At 45.0% G+C, this 18,432-nt stretch carries 18 protein-coding genes and 2 riboswitches; of the genes, 3 read left to right on the top strand and 15 right to left on the bottom strand.

Annotated elements, in window-relative coordinates; all coding sequences use genetic code 11:
* Nucleotides 1–6: 6 nt before the first annotated feature.
* From B9T10_RS06625 to B9T10_RS06605, 5 genes are all read right to left on the bottom strand, one after another.
* Entirely contained in the window at nucleotides 7–609 is a 603-nt protein-coding gene (locus B9T10_RS06625) for a hypothetical protein (RefSeq protein ID WP_008315809.1), read from the bottom strand.
* Nucleotides 610–666: 57 nt separating this feature from the next.
* On the bottom strand, nucleotides 667–1,527 hold the full coding sequence (locus tag B9T10_RS06620) for a magnesium transporter CorA family protein (protein ID WP_094538122.1): 861 nt from the start codon (nucleotides 1,525–1,527) through the stop codon (nucleotides 667–669).
* Nucleotides 1,528–1,536: 9 nt separating this feature from the next.
* Nucleotides 1,537–2,487 carry a magnesium transporter CorA family protein gene (locus tag B9T10_RS06615; protein WP_094538121.1) on the bottom strand — a complete coding sequence of 317 codons (951 nt, stop codon included), beginning with the start codon at nucleotides 2,485–2,487 and terminating at the stop codon, nucleotides 1,537–1,539.
* 8 nt (nucleotides 2,488–2,495) lie between these two features.
* On the bottom strand, nucleotides 2,496–3,395 hold the full coding sequence (locus tag B9T10_RS06610) for a magnesium transporter CorA family protein (protein WP_094538120.1): 900 nt from the start codon (nucleotides 3,393–3,395) through the stop codon (nucleotides 2,496–2,498).
* A gap of 125 nt (nucleotides 3,396–3,520) precedes the next feature.
* A riboswitch (M-box (ykoK) riboswitch) is annotated at nucleotides 3,521–3,701 on the bottom strand.
* Nucleotides 3,702–3,770: 69 nt separating this feature from the next.
* Nucleotides 3,771–4,634, bottom strand: coding sequence for a pirin family protein (locus tag B9T10_RS06605; protein ID WP_094538119.1), 864 nt, complete (start codon nucleotides 4,632–4,634; stop codon nucleotides 3,771–3,773).
* Between the two features lie 107 nt (nucleotides 4,635–4,741).
* Between B9T10_RS06605 and B9T10_RS06600 the strand changes: the two genes are divergently transcribed.
* The gene (locus tag B9T10_RS06600; RefSeq protein WP_094538118.1) at nucleotides 4,742–5,305 is read left to right on the top strand and encodes a YceI family protein; all 564 of its coding nucleotides are present in this window, start codon (nucleotides 4,742–4,744) and stop codon (nucleotides 5,303–5,305) included.
* A 1-nt stretch (nucleotide 5,306) separates the two neighbouring features.
* Here B9T10_RS06600 and B9T10_RS06595 read toward each other — a convergent pair whose 3' ends face one another.
* From B9T10_RS06595 to B9T10_RS06565, 7 genes are all read right to left on the bottom strand, one after another.
* Nucleotides 5,307–5,456, bottom strand: coding sequence for a hypothetical protein (locus B9T10_RS06595; RefSeq protein ID WP_246534806.1), 150 nt, complete (start codon nucleotides 5,454–5,456; stop codon nucleotides 5,307–5,309).
* A gap of 41 nt (nucleotides 5,457–5,497) precedes the next feature.
* A complete protein-coding gene (locus tag B9T10_RS06590; protein WP_008315817.1) occupies nucleotides 5,498–6,127 on the bottom strand; it encodes a YdcF family protein in 630 nt (209 codons plus the stop codon).
* 30 nt (nucleotides 6,128–6,157) lie between these two features.
* Nucleotides 6,158–6,625 (bottom strand): 6,7-dimethyl-8-ribityllumazine synthase, encoded by a 468-nt coding sequence (ribH, locus tag B9T10_RS06585; protein WP_008315819.1) that lies wholly within the window; start codon nucleotides 6,623–6,625, stop codon nucleotides 6,158–6,160.
* 18 nt (nucleotides 6,626–6,643) lie between these two features.
* A complete protein-coding gene (locus B9T10_RS06580) occupies nucleotides 6,644–7,849 on the bottom strand; it encodes a bifunctional 3,4-dihydroxy-2-butanone-4-phosphate synthase/GTP cyclohydrolase II (RefSeq protein WP_008315822.1) in 1,206 nt (401 codons plus the stop codon).
* Nucleotide 7,850: 1 nt separating this feature from the next.
* Nucleotides 7,851–8,474: a riboflavin synthase gene (locus tag B9T10_RS06575; RefSeq protein WP_008315823.1), complete on the bottom strand. Its 624-nt coding sequence runs from the start codon at nucleotides 8,472–8,474 to the stop codon at nucleotides 7,851–7,853.
* Nucleotides 8,474–9,580: a bifunctional diaminohydroxyphosphoribosylaminopyrimidine deaminase/5-amino-6-(5-phosphoribosylamino)uracil reductase RibD gene (gene ribD, locus B9T10_RS06570; protein ID WP_094538117.1), complete on the bottom strand. Its 1,107-nt coding sequence runs from the start codon at nucleotides 9,578–9,580 to the stop codon at nucleotides 8,474–8,476. Before ribD ends, B9T10_RS06575 begins: the two co-directional genes overlap by 1 nt.
* Nucleotides 9,581–9,656: 76 nt before the next feature.
* Nucleotides 9,657–9,781, bottom strand: a riboswitch (FMN riboswitch).
* Nucleotides 9,782–9,827: 46 nt separating this feature from the next.
* Nucleotides 9,828–10,730, bottom strand: coding sequence for a LysR family transcriptional regulator (locus B9T10_RS06565; RefSeq protein WP_063504156.1), 903 nt, complete (start codon nucleotides 10,728–10,730; stop codon nucleotides 9,828–9,830).
* Between the two features lie 111 nt (nucleotides 10,731–10,841).
* On the opposite strand from B9T10_RS06565, the gene B9T10_RS06560 reads away from it, so the two are divergent.
* Together B9T10_RS06560 and B9T10_RS06555 are read left to right on the top strand one after the other, a co-directional pair.
* Nucleotides 10,842–11,255 carry a DoxX family protein gene (locus B9T10_RS06560; RefSeq protein ID WP_094538116.1) on the top strand — a complete coding sequence of 138 codons (414 nt, stop codon included), beginning with the start codon at nucleotides 10,842–10,844 and terminating at the stop codon, nucleotides 11,253–11,255.
* 70 nt (nucleotides 11,256–11,325) lie between these two features.
* On the top strand, nucleotides 11,326–12,657 hold the full coding sequence (locus tag B9T10_RS06555) for an MATE family efflux transporter (RefSeq protein ID WP_008315827.1): 1,332 nt from the start codon (nucleotides 11,326–11,328) through the stop codon (nucleotides 12,655–12,657).
* A 59-nt stretch (nucleotides 12,658–12,716) separates the two neighbouring features.
* Here the strand turns inward: B9T10_RS06555 and lpdA are convergent, their stop codons facing one another.
* From lpdA to B9T10_RS06540, 3 genes are all read right to left on the bottom strand, one after another.
* On the bottom strand, nucleotides 12,717–14,144 hold the full coding sequence (gene lpdA / locus B9T10_RS06550) for a dihydrolipoyl dehydrogenase (protein ID WP_008315828.1): 1,428 nt from the start codon (nucleotides 14,142–14,144) through the stop codon (nucleotides 12,717–12,719).
* Between the two features lie 73 nt (nucleotides 14,145–14,217).
* Entirely contained in the window at nucleotides 14,218–15,423 is a 1,206-nt protein-coding gene (odhB, locus tag B9T10_RS06545; RefSeq protein WP_063455584.1) for a 2-oxoglutarate dehydrogenase complex dihydrolipoyllysine-residue succinyltransferase, read from the bottom strand.
* 31 nt (nucleotides 15,424–15,454) lie between these two features.
* Nucleotides 15,455–18,289: a 2-oxoglutarate dehydrogenase E1 component gene (locus B9T10_RS06540; protein ID WP_008315833.1), complete on the bottom strand. Its 2,835-nt coding sequence runs from the start codon at nucleotides 18,287–18,289 to the stop codon at nucleotides 15,455–15,457.
* Nucleotides 18,290–18,432 lie beyond the last annotated feature (143 nt).

The raw sequence follows: 18,432 nt of genomic DNA, 5'->3' as shown, positions 1-18,432 counted from the left end.
TTTGATTCATAAGCCTAAACTTTTTAAAGAGAAACCGCTGCTGATTTTTGGTAAAGGATAATCAGCATTCATCAAACGCAGCGTCACCGGTGTTGTGGCGACATTGTCAAACTGCCAGGTCACCTTCACGGCAGCTTTTGCGGGCACAATGATTTTATTGTTGTGCTGTAAAGAAGCCTCGGTGGCAAAGTAGGCAATGCTGTCTTGGTCTAACACAATCACATCGACTTTGTTTTTCAGATCTTTAAACTTCACCGGTTTATCTTGATTATTTTTTAAGAGCACTGTCACCGTCAAGTGTTCATCTTCAAGGGAAACCGCAGGAATTTCCACCACTAAATATTTTTGTAATGTCGCGGCATCTGTCACAGCATAACTATTCTTAAAATCATCAAAACTGCTTTTGATGGATTCGCCGGCTTTATCTAACTGCACTTTGGCATCATCTGAGAAGTCACTGAGGGCATCTTTTGATTTGTCCCACCCTTTTTTCACAGACTTTGACACATCATCCGTGAGTTTAGAAAAGTCCTCTGTAAAAGAGCTCTCTTGTGCGTGGGCAACTGACAACGCGAACATTAAACTGCTTAGGCATAATAATTTTTTCATACGTTTCTCCTAACAATCACATCAATGCGGATGCTTTCATTATAACGGATCACTGCCTTAGAAGTAATGTTTACGCCAGAATAATCCGGCGACACCAAGACTGATGAGCACCATCACGGCAATCAACACATAAAATGCATTGTCTGCCTCTTGAAAAGGCAGTGGCACATTCATGCCATAGATGCTTGCAATCAGGGTCGGAATGGATAAAACAATCGTCACGGCTGTTAAAAGCTTCACCACATGACTCACGTTATTTTGGATGATGTTGCCATATGCATCCATCACGTTATTGGCATTGAGCTGATTGATTTCCGTAATGGTATAGGCTTGATCTAATTCAACCGAAGCATCCATAAAAATGGCATGATCCTCTTTGTGCAACAACCACAATCCCTTTTCCAATTTACGCATCATACAACGCATCTGTTTGAGTGCCGTTGCCATGTAGAGCAAACTCTCATTGAGATACAACAAGCGATACAACTCGGGATTGCGATAAGAGCGCGACAATTCATCTTCCGCCGCTGTGATCTCCGCCTCAATTTGCTGCGTCAATTGAATGTAATCCACTGCTGTTTGATGCAAAATACCCAAAATATTGGCGGTATGGGTGCGATGATCAAAGCTCAAAGCCGTCTTTTCACTGCACACAGTGATTAACGTATCCCCCGTAAGAATCATGCTAAAAGGCAGCGTGCGATATTTCACATCCATTGAGCTGTCTGTCACCTGTTGATCCACATAAGGCAAATGAATCACCAACAATTGATGTCCGCCCTCTTGCTCAAGCTTAGGACGTGCATTGATGTCAGTCGCTTCATGCATAAAATACGCAGGTAAATTAAAACGTTCTGTCATCTCGTGTTGCTCTGCGATGGTCGGCGCCACCAAGGAAAAATGGTTCATAAATGTCATGATGTCCCCTTACATGCGTAAATATTTTTTTCGATAAAAGACAATGAGCAGCATCACACTGATCAATACCATGCTAGAGGCAATGATGACGGTAGATACAGGATCTTCTTCCCCTGGCAATGTGACGTTCATAGAGAAAATGCTGCCAATCATGGTGGGAATGATCATCACGATCGCAAGCGTCGTCAGCATTTTTAAAACAGCGTTTAAGTTATTGTGAATGATGGTGGCATATGCATCCATCAAGTTACTTAAACTCTCGCGGCGCATTTCAATCACCTCGGCCGATTGCTCTAAATCCACCAAAATTGACTCTAAGCGCTGCTTTTCATCCTCATGAATTTTAAATGTATCGCCGAGGGTCAGGCGCTGATACAAAATGGTCATTGCACTCAACGCCGTTGAGAAAAACACCAAACTTTTATTGAGATTAATCAGGGCAAACAACTCGGTATTTTTATACGAGGCTCTGAGTTTCTTTTGCAACTGACTCACTTGTGCATTGATCAATGCCAAATGATCTTCATACGATTCAGACACCGCTTTAAACAATAACAATGAAATGCGCGTTTTCATGTGGCTATAAAAATCGCCATATTGCCCCGTTAACACTTCATCCACCACGGTTAATGGCTCGCGGCTCACAATGATGAGATGATCTCGCCCATGAATGATGCCAAGGGGCACCGTATGATAAGGCGGCGCCGTTAAATCTTCAGCATTCGCAGCCGTTACAGGTACATTTAAAATGATCAAAGTGCCATTGTCGTCCCGCTCAATGCGTGGGCGCTCATGACGATCAAGCACGCTATGAAAAAAATCCAATGGCAAATGAAGTTCATTGACCAACACGTTGATCTCTTCTTCTGTGGGATTGACCAAGTGAATGAGGCTATTGTGCGCTAAGGTTTCACTTGGCAATAACTGCCCATTCGCATGGGTTTGATAAATGGATAACATAATCTCTCCTACAAATAACGGCGGGCTTTAAAAAAGCCCATGACAACGGCAGTAACCACCGCAGCAATGCCAGCTAATGCCACAAATGCATAAGGTTCATCTTGAAAGGGTAAAGGCGTATTCATGCCATAAATGCCTGCAATCGCCATCGGAATCGCGGCAATCGTCACAAAAATGGTTAAATACTGCACCGCTAGGCTTAAATTATTCTCAATCGCCGCAGAATAGGCATCCATTAAATTTCGAAGATTCGCGTTATAAATCTCCACTTTTTTCTGGGTTTGCAGTGTTGCAAGTATCACATCTTGCAACATCGCATCGGTTTTATGATCACTGAGCAATAAGCGCTTGGCAGCTAAATCCTTAAACACGCGGCCATTGTGTTTCAATGCACGAATGAATGCACCATAACTTTTATTGTGATTGAGTAGATCAAAAATGTGCTGATTGCTGATGGCTTTCTCAATCTGATTTTCCACCTCAAGCACGGTGCGATTGATCTCATCGATGGCCAATAAATAGCGGCCAATGGTGTGTTCAAATAAATGCAGCAACAGATGCGTGGCATTGCCCTCAGTGCTGAGCGCTGTCAAGGCTTGCTCAAGCTGCGTTAAAATCGGATGCTCACATTCACTGATGGTGATCACGACATTGCCCATCACAATGACGGAAACATTCATCACAGTAAACGGCATCACCTCATCAAAGCGACTGCGCATCGGCAATTGCAACATAAAGGCAAACAGCTCTGCATGGCGCTCAATCATGCGGCTTTTTGCGCCATTTTGATGTAAGTTGAGCATGGAAAAAGGAATGAAAAAGTCATGGCTGATGCGCTCAAGCTCTTGTGGCGTTGGCGCTGTGAGTTGAATCCAGACATGTTGAGCACGGTTCAATGTTTTAATCATGGGTGCCTCCCGAAAAACAGTCAAAAAATTTCGCATAAAAAAAGCGCCTCTAACGAATAGAGGCGCATGCGATCTTAAAAAACCGTAACGCGGGCAACCATACACGCAAAGGCGCATACGGTGCTCTCTCCCCCCAAATCGTTGAGTTTTAGCACTGTACGGCATAAGACGTGAAGCATGCTTCACTGCTAGCTACGTTATAAACCACCTTAATTCGATGGTTTCTGTTCAAACCCGTTGGCGTCTTTGGACGTTTCTGGGCAGTAGCATGTCTCCGTACAGGAGCCTCACCTAACGAGGTTAGATTTGCAATTTGTGTGCATTATAAGCAGAATAAATCTTTTAGCAACCTAAATGTCGATAAAATCTTTTAATTTAGTCGATCTTACCAAATCGTCCTTGTGCGTAATCAAGTGATGCCTGCATAATTTCTTCACGCGTGTTCATGACAAAAGGACCGTACCCTGCGATCGGTTCATCAATTGGCTCACCACTTAAATACAACACAATGGCATCATCATCGCTTGATAAAATAAACGAATCACCTGCTTTGTCTAATAATGCTAAGTCAGATGGATTCAGCTCTGCATCATGATTAAGACGCACATGCCCTTTAATCACCACCAACCCCACATAGCGATCATGATGAGCTGCAATGGTCACCTCATGATTGCCCTTCAAATAGATGTCCCAAACATCCACAGGCGTAAAAGTGCGGGCAGCGCCCTTTGTGCCAAGATAGTCACCCGCGATGATGCGCGCATAACTGCCATATTGATCAAGCTGAATCACCGGAAGATGCTCTTCGGTCAACAATTGATAGCCGGGTGCACTCATTTTATATTGCGCAGGCAAATTCACCCACAGCTGCACCACATCAAACACGCCACCTGACTGTGTGAACGCATCTGAATGATACTCTTGATGCAAAATGCCTGATGCTGCCGTCATCCACTGCACATCGCCTTGACCGATGACACCGCCATTGCCAGTAGAATCATGGTGCGCCACTTCCCCTTCATACACAATTGTCACAGTTTCAAAGCCGCGATGCGGATGCTCACCCACGCCACGCGGTACAGTGGCCGGCTCAAAATGAGTGGGTTCGCCGCGATCAAGCAGTAAAAATGGATTTAAATGGCGTCCATGATTGTGATAAGTGAAGAGCGAACGGACATAAAAGCCATCGCCCACCCAATGGGGCGCTGGCGCATGATGGATCTGACATAATGATTTCATAGTGTGCTCCTAAAAATGAAAACGGTTTGTTTTGTTCATTTTTAGAACAATATCATATACATTATTCTATTATCAGAATAAGCTTTTCTAAACCATAAGGAATGAACATGACCAAAACATTGCTCACACTCGGCGCACTCTTATCCCTCACACCAAGCTTAGCCGCACATTATCAATTAGAACCAGAACACACCAATGCGCGCTTTTACATTGATCACTTTCAAACCTCCACCAATCATGGCGGCTTTTATGGTTTAACGGGCGATGTCACATATGATCCACAAAACGAGATCGGCAGTGTTTCCCTCATCATACCCATTCAAAACTTAAAAAGTGGCTCTGATGCGTTTGATCAGCACCTGAAAAACAGCGATCTATTTGATGAAGCAAAATATCCTGACATGCGCTTTATATCCACGCAATGGCAATGGACAAACCATCAACCCACACGCATTACAGGGGATTTAACGCTGCTTGGGCAGACGCATCCTGTCACGCTAACTGTGGAACGTTTTAATTGTTATCACAGTCCGATTTGGCAAACGGAAGTGTGTGGCGGTGATTTCAGCGCAGAGATTGATCGCACACAATGGGGCATGGACTTTTTTGTGGACAAAGGGATGAGCAAAACTGTAAACATTCAGATTCAAGCAGAAGCCGTCAAGCAATGAATCAACGGTTATTTCGATGATGCATGATGATGCCAAGCAGTACCATAATCATGAGCAAAAGCCCACTGGCTAAGGCAAATGTCCCCACAATGCCGGCCGTGGTGCTTGGGGCGATCCAATAAAATAAGGCAACATATGGCGATGCCATCATAGCTGCTACAAGAACGATTAAAATCAGAAAAATCGGCATGATTATGGATGATCAAACAGCCATGAATTCAACAGCGCAAACGGCTCGCGAATATAGGCGGTAAAAATGGCACGTGAATCTGTGGGCGTTGGTGCTGCTAAACCTGAGACATGCTTCAACCCTGAGCGCTCTGCTAACATCAAAGAACGCGGCAGATGAAAATCATTGGTCACAACCACAACATTGCCTAAATCCATTAACTGCATGGCATTGACAAATTGGTGCGCGGTGCGTGTTGAGATCTCCTCCATAACAATCACATCGCTTCGGACGCCGTGCTGAATCAAATAATCACGCATCACTTCTGCTTCGCTTTTGGCCAACCCCTGAGTTTTACCACCGGAGACCACAATCCGTGTATCGGGGGATTCCAACCAATATTGGCGCGCCATTTCTAAACGATTGGCCAAAGCATTTGTGGGGGCAAGGGGCTCACCTTCCACTTTATAGCCTAGCACCAATAATGTGTCCGCATTGTCTTCAGCGTGCAGATGTTTAATTTCGGATTGAATCCATACATTGCCCACCACAACCACCATCAAACAGATGATCAACGAGCTCACCAACCAACCCCGTAAATTACGCGCACAAAAAAGGACAAATGCTTGTAATGGATCTTGTTTACCTGTCATTTGCCCTTCCTTTACCTCTGTTAAAATTAATTAGCCATCAATGGCAGCCATTAAGTTTAACATTTCAATCACCGTAATGGCAGCATCTGCACCTTTATTCCCTGCTTTTGTGCCAGCGCGTTCGAGTGCTTGCTCGATGCTGTCTGTGGTTAAGACGCCAAAAGCAATCGGTTTAGCATTCTCTAAGCTCACACTTGCAATGCCTTTTGACACTTCATTGGCCACAAAATCAAAGTGTGGGGTTGAACCACGAATCACAGCACCTAAACAGATCACCGCATCCACATCCGCTTTTTTCGCAAATTGCTGCGCGATCAATGGAATTTCAAATGCGCCTGGCACCCATGCCAATTGAATGTTCTCTTCATTCAGACCGTGGCGTTTAAGTGCATCAACGGCACCATCAATCAATTGCTTAGTGATTAAGCTGTTGAAACGACCGGCCACAATGGCGATTTTTTTGTTGGAAATGGATAAATTGCCTTCAATAACTTGCATGATATGTCTCCTAAAAACTTATAGATAGTGACCCATTTCGGTCGCTTTGGTGGTTAAATAATCTTGGTTCTCTTTTGTCACAAATCTTGGGGTGGGCACGCGCTCAACCACTTCAATGCCATTGGCTTCAAGGGCGGCGACTTTCTCCGGATTATTGGTGATGATGCGCACGCGCTTTTGATCAAAATATTTCAAAATCTGCGCCGCCACCGTGAAATCTCTAGCATCCACCGGATGACCTAATGACACATTGGCCACAATGGTATTTTGCCCTTGATCTTGCAATGCATACGCACGGATCTTCTCCGCAAGCCCAATGCCGCGCCCTTCTTGGCGCAAATAGATCATCATGCCATTGGCATCATCAGCGATGGTTTTGAGCCCAAAGTCAAGCTGCGCTTGGCAATCACATTTGACCGAGTGGAAAATATCCCCCGTTAAACATTCAGAGTGAATGCGCATAGTCAGCGGTGCTTGATCATCATATTGAGCATTGCGAAGCACCACATGCGGCTCCTCGCCTTCACTGTTTGGAAACGTATAAATCTCAAAATTGCCATAAGCGGTGGGCAAATGCGCATGGCTTAATGGCTCAATGCTCGCAGCTTGATTTGCTAAATGGTGACGATAATTGACGATGTCCTCGATCGTGATAAAAGGCATATTTTCAGCCTGGCTCACCTTTAATAGATCATCGTGGCGCGCCATTGTGCCATCTTCTTTTAAAATCTCACAAATCACGGCAGCTTCCGTTAAACCTGCAAGCTTCATCAAATCCACGGAGGCTTCAGTATGCCCACGGCGCACTAAAACGCCGCCATCTTTGGCAATCAATGGAAAAATGTGCCCTGGGCGTTTAAAGTCCGCAGCCACCGTCTCTTTTGCCGCCAATTTACGGCAGGTTAAAGCACGCTCGGCCGCAGAAATGCCGGTATGCGTTGCGATAAAATCCACAGTGACCGTAAATGCCGTTTGATATTCATCTTCATTTTTCACCACCATCGGCGTTAAATCTAAGCGCTTGGCAATCTCAGCTGAGATCGGCGCGCACACTAAACCGCCGGCTTTACGAATCATGGTGTTCATGTCCTGATCATCACAAAACTCAGCCGCCATGATCATATCGCCTTCATTTTCACGGGATTCATCGTCCATCACGATGATGATTTCACCACGTTTAAGGGCGGCCAATGCTGCTTCCATGCGTTGAACCATTGCATTCATCTTAATATCCCCATTGTGCTAATTTGTCGTAAGTTAAGGTCGAAGCCTGCTCTTTCAAAATATATTTACCGAGCTGATCAAATTCGATATTGACGCGGCTGCCCTCTTTGAGATTGTGTAAATTCGTGATCTCAAACGTGTGCGGAATGACGCTCACACTAAAAGCATTCATCGTGACATCCGTCACCGTCAAACTGATGCCATTGATGGCAATTGAGCCCTTTTCCACCACCATTTTCTGGTCAGATTTATCCAATCGAAAGCTCAGTACATAACTGTTTTGCAACTTTTGTAAACGCGTCAATTGCGTGATGGTGTCCACATGGCCAGAAACCAAATGCCCATCTAAACGACTGTTTGCCAATAAAGCACGCTCTAAATTAATCGGGCTGCCCATTGGTAAAGATGCAAACGTGCTGCGCTTTAAGCTTTCCGGCGTTAAATCCGCTTCAAAGCTTTGTGCATCGAACTTTGTCACCGTCAAGCACACGCCATTGCTGGCAATGCTGTCGCCAATTTTGACATCCGTTAAAATGGCACGGCAACCCACTTTAATGGTGATCACATCGCCGCGCTGTTGTTTGCTTTGAAGTGTTCCCACTTCCTCAATAATGCCAGTAAACATTATTCAACCTCCTTAAAGGTTGCTTGTACATAAATCGATTGCCCTAAGCATTCTGTGTGTGCAATGTTGAGAATCGGCGCATCGCTGAGTTGTGTAATGCCACTGTGATCCCACAAACTTGGCGCATCATCACCGATCAAACGCGGGCCATAAAAAAGCGCCAATTCATCCACTTTGCCGGCGGATAAAAAGGCGTTATAAATGCTGCTGCCACCTTCTAAGAGCACACTCATGATGCCTTGTTCATAAAGGTAAGATAATAAAGTTGCCGGATCAATCGCAGGCAATGCATGAATCATCACGCCTTTTGCTGTTAAATCCGCTTTAAGGGCATCATCCATCATAGCTGTATTTAGGTGAATGATTAGCGTTTTTGCTGCAGTTGTCTCAAAGATTTGGTAATGAGCATGCCTGATGCCGTCAAAATTTCTCAATAATACAATGCGCACAGGATTGCGATCATCGCCTTCTAAACGCACGGTTAAGGCAGGATCATCATTGAGTAACGTGCGTTTGCCAATCAAAATGGCATCATGCATGGCTCTGAGTTCATGGGCTTTTTTACGCGCAGCTTGGCACGTGATCCATTGTGAATCACCCGTTTTAGAGGCAATTTTGCCATCTAAACTTAAGCCTGCTTTTAATGTCACGAAGGTCGATTGCGTCAATTGATTATGAAAAAAGATGCGGTTGATGGCGCGGGCGGTGGGATCATCTGCACAGATGACTTCAATGCCATGGGCTTGTAAAAATGCTTTGCCACGCCCGGCAACATTTGGATTCGGATCTTCTGTGGCATACACAACACGTGCAATGCCTGCCTTTAAAATGGCTTCGGTGCATGGCCCTGTTTTACCATGATGGCAACATGGCTCTAATGAGACATAAATGGTGGCGCCTTCTGTGGATTCTGTCGCGTTTGCAATGGCCACAACCTCAGCATGTGCAGTGCCTGCTTTGGCATGAAAGCCTTCACCGATGATTTTGCCGGATTTGACAATGACTGCACCCACATAAGGATTTGGCGACACAGCACCGATTGGCACGGTTGCCAATGCAACAGCGCGCGCTAAAAACCTTAAATCTGATTCCGTTAGCTTGTTCATATGCCCTCTTTATTCATTTATTTTCGGGGCATAACAGACAGCCACGACCCGCCTGATGGCACGCCGTTTCTATCCCATTCATCTTTTACCATCCAGACTTTACTGTCGGTCTTGGAATTACACCAAGTCAGCTTGCGCTCGCGGACTGTCACCGCCGGTCAGGAATTGAAGTTACCTTCTCACCTTGCCCCAAAGATCAATGTTCAACGGGAAAAACTCTATCACATTTGCCAGATGATATCAAATCTCAATTGCACCGGCGCGGCGCATGAGCAAAGAGATGATCAATAAACACCCGCACCTTCGCCGGTAAATAACCACTGAGATAGACGATATTCACCGATAAAGGCGGCGGTCGATGATCACTGAAGAGCTCAACAAGTGTGCCATTGTTCAGTCCCTCTTTGACAGAAAAATCCAGCAATTGAATGATGCCAAAGCCCTCAATGACTGAGGTTAAAGCCCCTAAAGGATCGCTGTATTGCACAGTGTGCGTTAAGGGTAAAGCGCGCCCTTCATCCACTCGCCACGGTAATACCGTTGGCATGCCCGGAAATTTTAACCCCACGCAATGATGATGTGATAAATCTGCAAGCGTCTTTGGCGTGCCATATTTCGCCAAATAACGAGGCGATGTCACGATCTTTTGCTCAAGTTGATCAAACGGTCGCGCGATCAATTGATCATTGCCCACATCGCCAATGCGCAGGGCAACATCTATGTCTTCGCGCATGAAATCCACATATGAAGTGCTGAGCACAATTTCCACCTTCAATTGCCCTAAGTGCGCCTCGATAAAGTCATTGATCACAGGAATGAGATGAAAAATCGCCAAACTGTCTGGCAAGCTGATGCGCAGCGTGCCTTGTGGTTGTGCATGATGAATGAGCTGCTGTTCAATCATCTCAATGCGCCTAAGGGCATCTTGGCACACATCATAATAACGTTGCCCTGCTTCAGTCAGACGCATCACACGCGTTGAACGATGAAAGAGTTTAACTTTTAATCGCTCTTCGAGTCGCTTAATCGCTTTACTGACTGCCGATGGCGTCATGCCAAGGCTGATGGAAGCTGCGGTGAAATGGTCACTCTCAACGGCGCGACAAAAAATCTGAATGTCATCTGTGGCAATGGGTGAAAGGGGCTTCATATGTTCTCCATTAATGCCTCAGGGGCACAAATGATTTTCTAAAACGCAATGGTAACAAAAAAATAATCCCATTAATATGCCGCCTTTCTCATCACTCTTCTAGGAATCCTTATGAACCTAAACCGTTTATTTGCCACATTTGTGGCTAAACCAAACTTACAATCTGCCATTTTACTCATCGCACGCGCACTATTGGCGTATCTCTTCATTGTTGCCGGCTGGGCAAAAATTGGCGGCTATGCAGGCACGGCAGCATTCATGGCATCAAAAGGCATCCCTGAGTTCATGTTAAGCCTTGTGATTGCTTTAGAGTTTGGCGGCGGATTGGCAATTTTAATCGGCTTTCAAACCCGCATCATTGCGCTGATCATAGCCATTTTTTGTGTCATGTCTGCCATCATTTTCCATGGTACGCCAGAAGATGCCACAAGCTTTATGAAAAATCTATCCATTGCTGGCGGATTTTTAGCCCTCATCCCACAAGGCGCGGGTTTATGGAGCCTTGATCACTGGCTTGAAAAATAATTGCCTGCCCACTGCCCGAGCCCTAAAAAGTGGACTATAATCTCACAATCTCCCTAACTCCGAGGTCTTTGTGAGTCAAAAAACACTGCGCTTATTATTCATAAGCTACGTGATTCCAACGTTAGGTGCCATGCTCATCAGCGGCACTTATCAATTAATCGATGGCTTTTTCATTGGCCATTTCATCGGTCCTGAGGGCTTAGCTGGCGTCAATATTGGCTGGTCCTACATCACTGTTTTATTGGGTTTTGGGCTCTTAGTGGGCGTCGGTACCGGCAGCCTTTATTCGATTGCTAAAGGCGCTGAAGATGATGAAACCGCCAGAGCCATCATTGGCCAATCCATCCCATTAATCCTCATTCCCGGCCTCATTTTTGGCATTATTTTATACGTTGCTGCGCCAAGCTTGGTGTATATGCTTGGTGATCCGCAATATCAAGTGAGCAAAACCTTCCAAACCGCTGCCCTCATGGCGGTGGATTTCATTCGCGTCTTTGCGGTGAGCTCGCCCTTGGTGATTGGTAGCCTTGCCTTGCCATTTTTGGTGCGCAATATGGGCAATCCTTACCGCGCCACGTTATATATGGCCATTGGCGTCACCATTAACATCATCTGTTCGTATTTTATGATTGTAGTGTGGGAATGGTCGATCTTTGGGGCGGCGCTTGCGAGCATCATTGGCGAATCCTGCGCCATGTTTTTAGGGCTCTATTACATTTTGTATCAAAGTGGTGAAAATCTTCAATGGCGCCACTTTAAACCGCGCCCGAAATTACTTAAAGAGATCGTCATCAACGGTGCCTCAACCTTCTTCATGTACATTTATGTGGGCTTTATCATGATGCTCCATCACATGATGCTGGTGAAATATGGCGGCACCATCGCGGTTTCTGCCTACACCATTACAGGCTACATCGTGACGATCTATTATTTGGGTATGGAAGGGATCGCCAATGGCGTGCAGCCCATCATCAGCCGTTTATATGGGCGGGAGAATTTCTTATCCACGCGTGCCATCATCCGCATGATGGTGATTGTGGGCATGACTTATGGCATCGGTTTAACGATTTTACTGCAAATATTTCCGGGATTTTTTACGCTATTATTTACGAGTGATCAAGAGCTCTCTAAAGTCACCATTCATGCCATCAACATCCATTTATCCTTACTCTTTTTAGAGGGTGTGTTTGTGATGGTCACCGTCTTTTTCCAAGCCATTGGCGAAGGCTCAAAAGCCTTGGTGATCTCCATCGGTAATCTACTCATTCAAGTGCCATTTTTACTCATTGTACCCAAATACTTTGGGCTCGATGGCGTTTGGATCAGCATGCCGCTGAGCTCATTTTTACTGGCCATTCCGGTGGTGTATTGGGCATACATTCGTTACCGACACATCGTATAAATCACCCATAAAAAAAGCTTGTGTCACCACAAGCTTTTTTTCATTGCGAAAAACAATGATTATTTTTTATTAACAGCGTGAATTGCTTCTTTATGTACCGCTAACGCTGCTTCTTTCACAGATTCTGCCAATGTTGGGTGTGCATGCATGATGCGTGCAATGTCTTCTGCAGATGCATCAAAGCTCATGCCCACCACCGCTTCATGAATCAATTCAGAAGCATTTGGCCCAAAGATGTGTACGCCCAAGATTTTGTCTGATTTAGCATCGGCAATGATTTTCACTTGACCTTCAGCGGCATCCATCGCGCGTGCGCGGCCTGATGCTGCAAATGGGAAGCTGCCCACTTTAATGTCTAAACCTTCTTGTTTACAAGCTTGTTCAGTTTTACCCACCCAAGCAATTTCTGGCGCTGTGTAGATCACAAATGGCACTAAATCATAGTCCACAAATGAATATTTACCAGCAATGCGCTCAGCCACTGCCACACCTTCTTCAGAACCTTTATGCGCAAGCATTGGGCCACGCACTAAGTCACCGATTGCCCAAACGCCCGGAATGTTTGTGGCACAGTTGCCATCCACATGTACGCGCGGACCGTCCATCACCAAATCAACACTTGGATCCACCAAGTTTGTGGTGTATGGCGTACGGCCAACGGCTACCAATAGGTAATCAAAGGTTTCAGCGTGTTCGCCCTCAGTGTTTGAGTATGTCACTTTCACATCTTTTTTAGACGTCACCGTAGACAACACACGCGCACCTAAACGCACATCTAAGCCTTGTTTTGTGAATGAACGAAGGGCATCACGCGCAATGCCTGCATCTGCACCGGCTAAGAAACTGTCCATCGCTTCAAAGATCACAACTTCAGAGCCTAAACGAGACCAAACGCTCGCCATCTCTAAACCGATCACGCCGCCGCCAATCACGCCTAAACGTTTTGGCACTTCAGTCAAGGCTAAAGCACCTGCTGAATCGATCACACGTTTACCATCGATCGGTGCTGCACCAATATCAATCGGTGTTGAACCGGCCGCTAAAATGATGTTGTCTGCTTGATATTCAGACACTTCGCCCATGTGATCTTTCACTTTAACGGTGCGCTCAGGGAACAATGTACCTTCGCCTTGCAACCAGTCAATTTTGTTCGCTTTGAACAATTGCGCGATGCCGCCTGTCAATTGTTTCACAATGCCATCTTTACGCGCGATCATTTGTTCAACGTCAATGCCAACGCCGCCCATTTTGATGCCGTGTGCGCTAAAGCCATCTTTGGCATATGCAAAATGATGCGAAGATTCAAGCAATGCTTTAGAAGGAATACAACCCACGTTCAAGCATGTACCGCCTAAGACAGGATCACCTTCGGGTGACAACCATTTTTCCACACATGCTGTTTTCAAACCCAATTGTGCTGCACGAATCGCTGCGACATAGCCTGCAGGGCCGCCGCCAATGACGATGACGTCATATTTTTTTGCCATGATGATTTTCCTTATCAAGAAGAAGCGGATTAAAGCACTGCCCTAATCCGATTCTATTTGCGTCAATGATTGATTAGATGTCTAACAATAAACGAGTTGGATCTTCGATCGCATCTTTGATGGCCACTAAGAAGCCGACAGCTTCTTTACCATCGATGATGCGGTGATCATAAGAGTGCGCTAAGTACATCATTGGCGCGATCACAACTTGACCATTTTCCGCAATTGGGCGATCGTAAGTTTTGTGCATGCCCAAAATACCACTTTGTGGTGGGTTGATGATTGGCGTTGACAACATTGAACCGAATACACCACCGTTGGTGACAGTGAATGTACCGCCTGTCATGTCTTCTAAACCTAATTTGCCTTCTTTGGCGCGAATTGCAAAATCCATGATGGTTTTTTCAATTTCTGCCAAAGATTTTTGGTCTGCATCACGGATCACAGGCACCACTAAACCGCGTGGTGAAGAGACCGCAACACCAATGTCAAAGTAACCATGATAGATCATGTCATTGCCATCGATCGATGCATTCACCGCAGGATATTTTTTCAATGCTTCAACGGCTGCTTTCACGAAGAAAGACATGAAGCCTAATTTAATGCCATGACGTTTTTCGAATTCGTCTTTGTATTTTTTACGTAAGTCAATTACGTTTTTCATGTTCACTTCATTGAATGTCGTGAGCATGGCTGTGCTGTTTTTCGCTTCTAATAAACGTTCTGCGATGGTTGCACGTAAACGTGTCATCGGTACGCGTTGTTCTGTGCGGTTACCGCTCACAACGTTTAAAGGTGCAGTAGGTGCAGCAGCTTTTGGCGCTGCAGGTGCGGCTGCTTTTGGTGCGGCTGCGCCTTTTTCTAAGAAGTTCAAAATGTCTTCTTTCGTGTGGCGACCATCTTTACCTGTGGCAGGAATCACAGAGATGTCTAATTTATTCTCTTCCACCAATACTTTCACAGCTGGGGATAATTTGTGAGCAGATTCAGCCTCAGCTTTAGGGGCTTCTGCAGGTGCAGCTTCAGCTTTTGGTGCAGCTGCGCCTTCTACCAATACGGCTAAGACTTCGCCTGCCGTCACGTTTGTGCCTTCAGCGATTTTGATGGATTGAATGGTGCCGCTAACGGTCGCTGGCACTTCAAGCATCACTTTATCTGTTTCTAAATCAACTAAGTTGTCGCCTTCTTCTACAAAGTCGCCTTCTTTTACGTGCCAAACGGCCAAGAGCGCATCAGCAACCGACTCAGGTAACACAGGAACTTTAATTTCGATACTCATGAGATTCTCCTTAAAAATCTTTGGTGGTATTTTATAAACTCATATTAAAAGTTTGTTGTAACAATTGTTGCTGCTGTTCGACGTGCACGCTGTTGTAACCCACAGCAGGTGATGCACTCGCTTCTCTTGTTACGTAACGAATGGAAATTTTCTTCGACGCATGAACATCTAAATAGTCACGAACAAAGAAGGCATAACCTTGGTTTCTTGGCTCATCTTGAACGAATACGATTTCTTTCAAGTTTGGATAAGTGGCCACGATCTCTGCCAATTGTGCTGCTGGGAATGGATAAATCTCTTCTAAACGCACCAATGCAAAGCTGTTCAATGCTTTCTCTTCGCGCATTTCGAATAAATCATAGTAGATTTTACCCACAGAAATCACGAGTGTATCCACTTTTTTATTCTCAAGCTCTTTGCTTTCAGGAATCATTGGTTGGAATGCACCATCGGTTAAATCTTCTAAGGTGTTCACAGCCAATTTATGACGCAATAAGCTCTTTGGCGAGAAGCAGATCAAAGGCTTGCGATACTCTTGCAACACTTGACGACGGAATAAGTGGAATGTTTGCGCAGGCGTTGTTGGCACCACGACAGACATATTGTTTTCCGCACACATTTGTAAGAAGCGTTCAGGACGTGCTGAAGAGTGCTCAGGGCCTTGACCTTCATAACCATGTGGCAATAGCAATGTTAAGCCGCATAAACGCATCCATTTGGTTTCACCGGCTGATACGAACTGATCGATCACCACTTGTGCACCGTTGGCAAAGTCACCAAATTGACCTTCCCAAATCACGAGTGAATCAGGTTCAGTGGCTGCATAACCATATTCAAAGCCCATGACAGCCGCTTCAGATAAAATGGAATCAATCACAGTAAAGCGCGCACCACTGTTGATGTGTTGTAATGGCACATAGCTTGAGCCATCCACTTGGTTGTGGTACACAGCGTGACGATGGAAGAACGTACCACGACCAGAGTCTTGACCAGAAATGCGCACACCATGACCTTCTTTTAATAAAGTCGCGTATGCCATGTTTTCTGCAAAGCCCCAATCGATCGGTGCAGCGCCAGCTGCCATTTTGATGCGATCTTCATAGATTTTTTGAACACGTGGATGCAATGTAAAGCCTTGTGGCAACACACTCATCTCTTCTGCCAATGTTTTGATTTCAGAGGCAGGCACTGCTGTTTTTGGCACCACTTGTTCAGGTGTACCAAATTTAGGGGAATCTTTTAAGAATTTCGCCCATTTTTTCGTGTATGTATCGTTGATGGCAGGAATCGTTGGATAGCCCACGGATTTACCTTCTTCTAAACGATCACGATACGCTTTAGTCATCGCTTTGTATTCAGCTTGTGTGATGGTGCCTTCAGCAATCAAACGCTCTGCGTAAACGGCGGCAGGTGTTTGATGCGCTTTGATTTTCTTGTACATCATTGGCTGAGTTGCGCTTGGCTCATCCGCTTCGTTGTGACCTAAACGACGATAAGAAACCAAATCAATCACAACGTCTTTGTTGAATTTTTGACGATAATTGATGGCCAATTCTGCAATGAATTTTACGGCTTCAGGATCATCACCATTGACGTGGAAAATTGGCGCTTGAATCAACTTAGCAACGTCAGAGCTGTAAGCAGATGAACGCACGTCTAATGGGTTAGACGTAGTAAAACCGATTTGGTTATTAACGATGATGTGAACCGTACCACCACAACGATAACCACGCACTTCTGACAATTGTAATGTTTCCATCACAACGCCTTGGCCCGCAAACGCCGCATCCCCGTGAATCAACACAGGCAATACTTTGTTAAAGGGTAATGGTGATAAGTTTTCTGCACGGCGCTCTAAACGGGCACGCACAGAACCTTCAGTCACAGGATCAACGATTTCTAAATGCGATGGGTTAAACATCAACGCTAAGTGTAAATCGCCATGTTTGGTTTGGATGCTTGATGAGAAGCCCATGTGATATTTTACGTCACCTGCGCCGCGTTCAACGGTGCGTTTGCCTTCAAACTCATCAAACAAATCTTTCGGTGCTTTACCTAAGATGTTCACCAGCATGTTCAAACGACCACGGTGCGCCATACCAATGATGACTTCTTCTGCACCTTCTTCGCTTGATTCATCGATCAACTCATGCATGAGTGGAATTAAAGCATCACTGCCTTCGAGTGAGAAGCGTTTTTGACCCACATAACGCGTGTGCAAATAACGCTCTAAACCTTCAGCGGAGATCAACTCTTTTAAAGTGTCGATCTTTTGTTCTTTAGAGAACTTGATATTATTATTAACGCTTTCTAGCTGATTTTGAATCCATGTACGCTCTTCGGTTTTTGTGATGTGCATGTATTCTGCACCGATCGATTGCGTATAGGTTCTGTTTAAAATTTTGATGATGTCTTTTAATTTCATCTGTGCAACATTGGTCAATGTGCCAGTGTTGAATTCAGATTCGAAATCTTGGCTGCTTAAACCATGATATTCAGGTGACAATTCAGGAATGATTTGGCGATCACGAATGTGCACAGGGCACAATTCAGCCGCTTGATGACCACGCATGCGATACGCTTCGATTAAGCGCAATACCGCTGCTTGTTTTTCAGACGCCACAGGGTCAATGGTGTATTGAGCAGCCGATTGGTTTTTGATTCTTGCCAATTCTTTAAAGGATTCTTTCACCGCTGCATGTGATACATTGATGGTTTCGTCGTTTTTGAAGTCCTTAAAAAATGCGGCCCACTCTTCTGAGACAGAATGTGGGTCGGATAAATAGGATTCATACATTTCTTCTACATAGATCGCATTCGAGCCATACAATGCTGACCACTGTTTAAATCTATCAATTTGTTTCATCTTTATCCTCTTTGGTTTAGAGCTTGAAGGCTGCCTAAATTTTATCGTCTTTTGAGTAATAGTCCAATCTTTTTCTTAAAAAATGCACCCCCCTATCGTTTTTTGAGTCATTATAAATTTTTTAAATCATAAAAAACGTAAAT

The organism is Wohlfahrtiimonas chitiniclastica (genome assembly GCF_002252325.1).
Lineage (GTDB): Bacteria > Pseudomonadota > Gammaproteobacteria > Cardiobacteriales > Wohlfahrtiimonadaceae > Wohlfahrtiimonas > Wohlfahrtiimonas chitiniclastica.
Note: the sequence above shows the minus strand (reverse complement) of the source record. Positions and strands in the feature narration are given on the sequence as shown.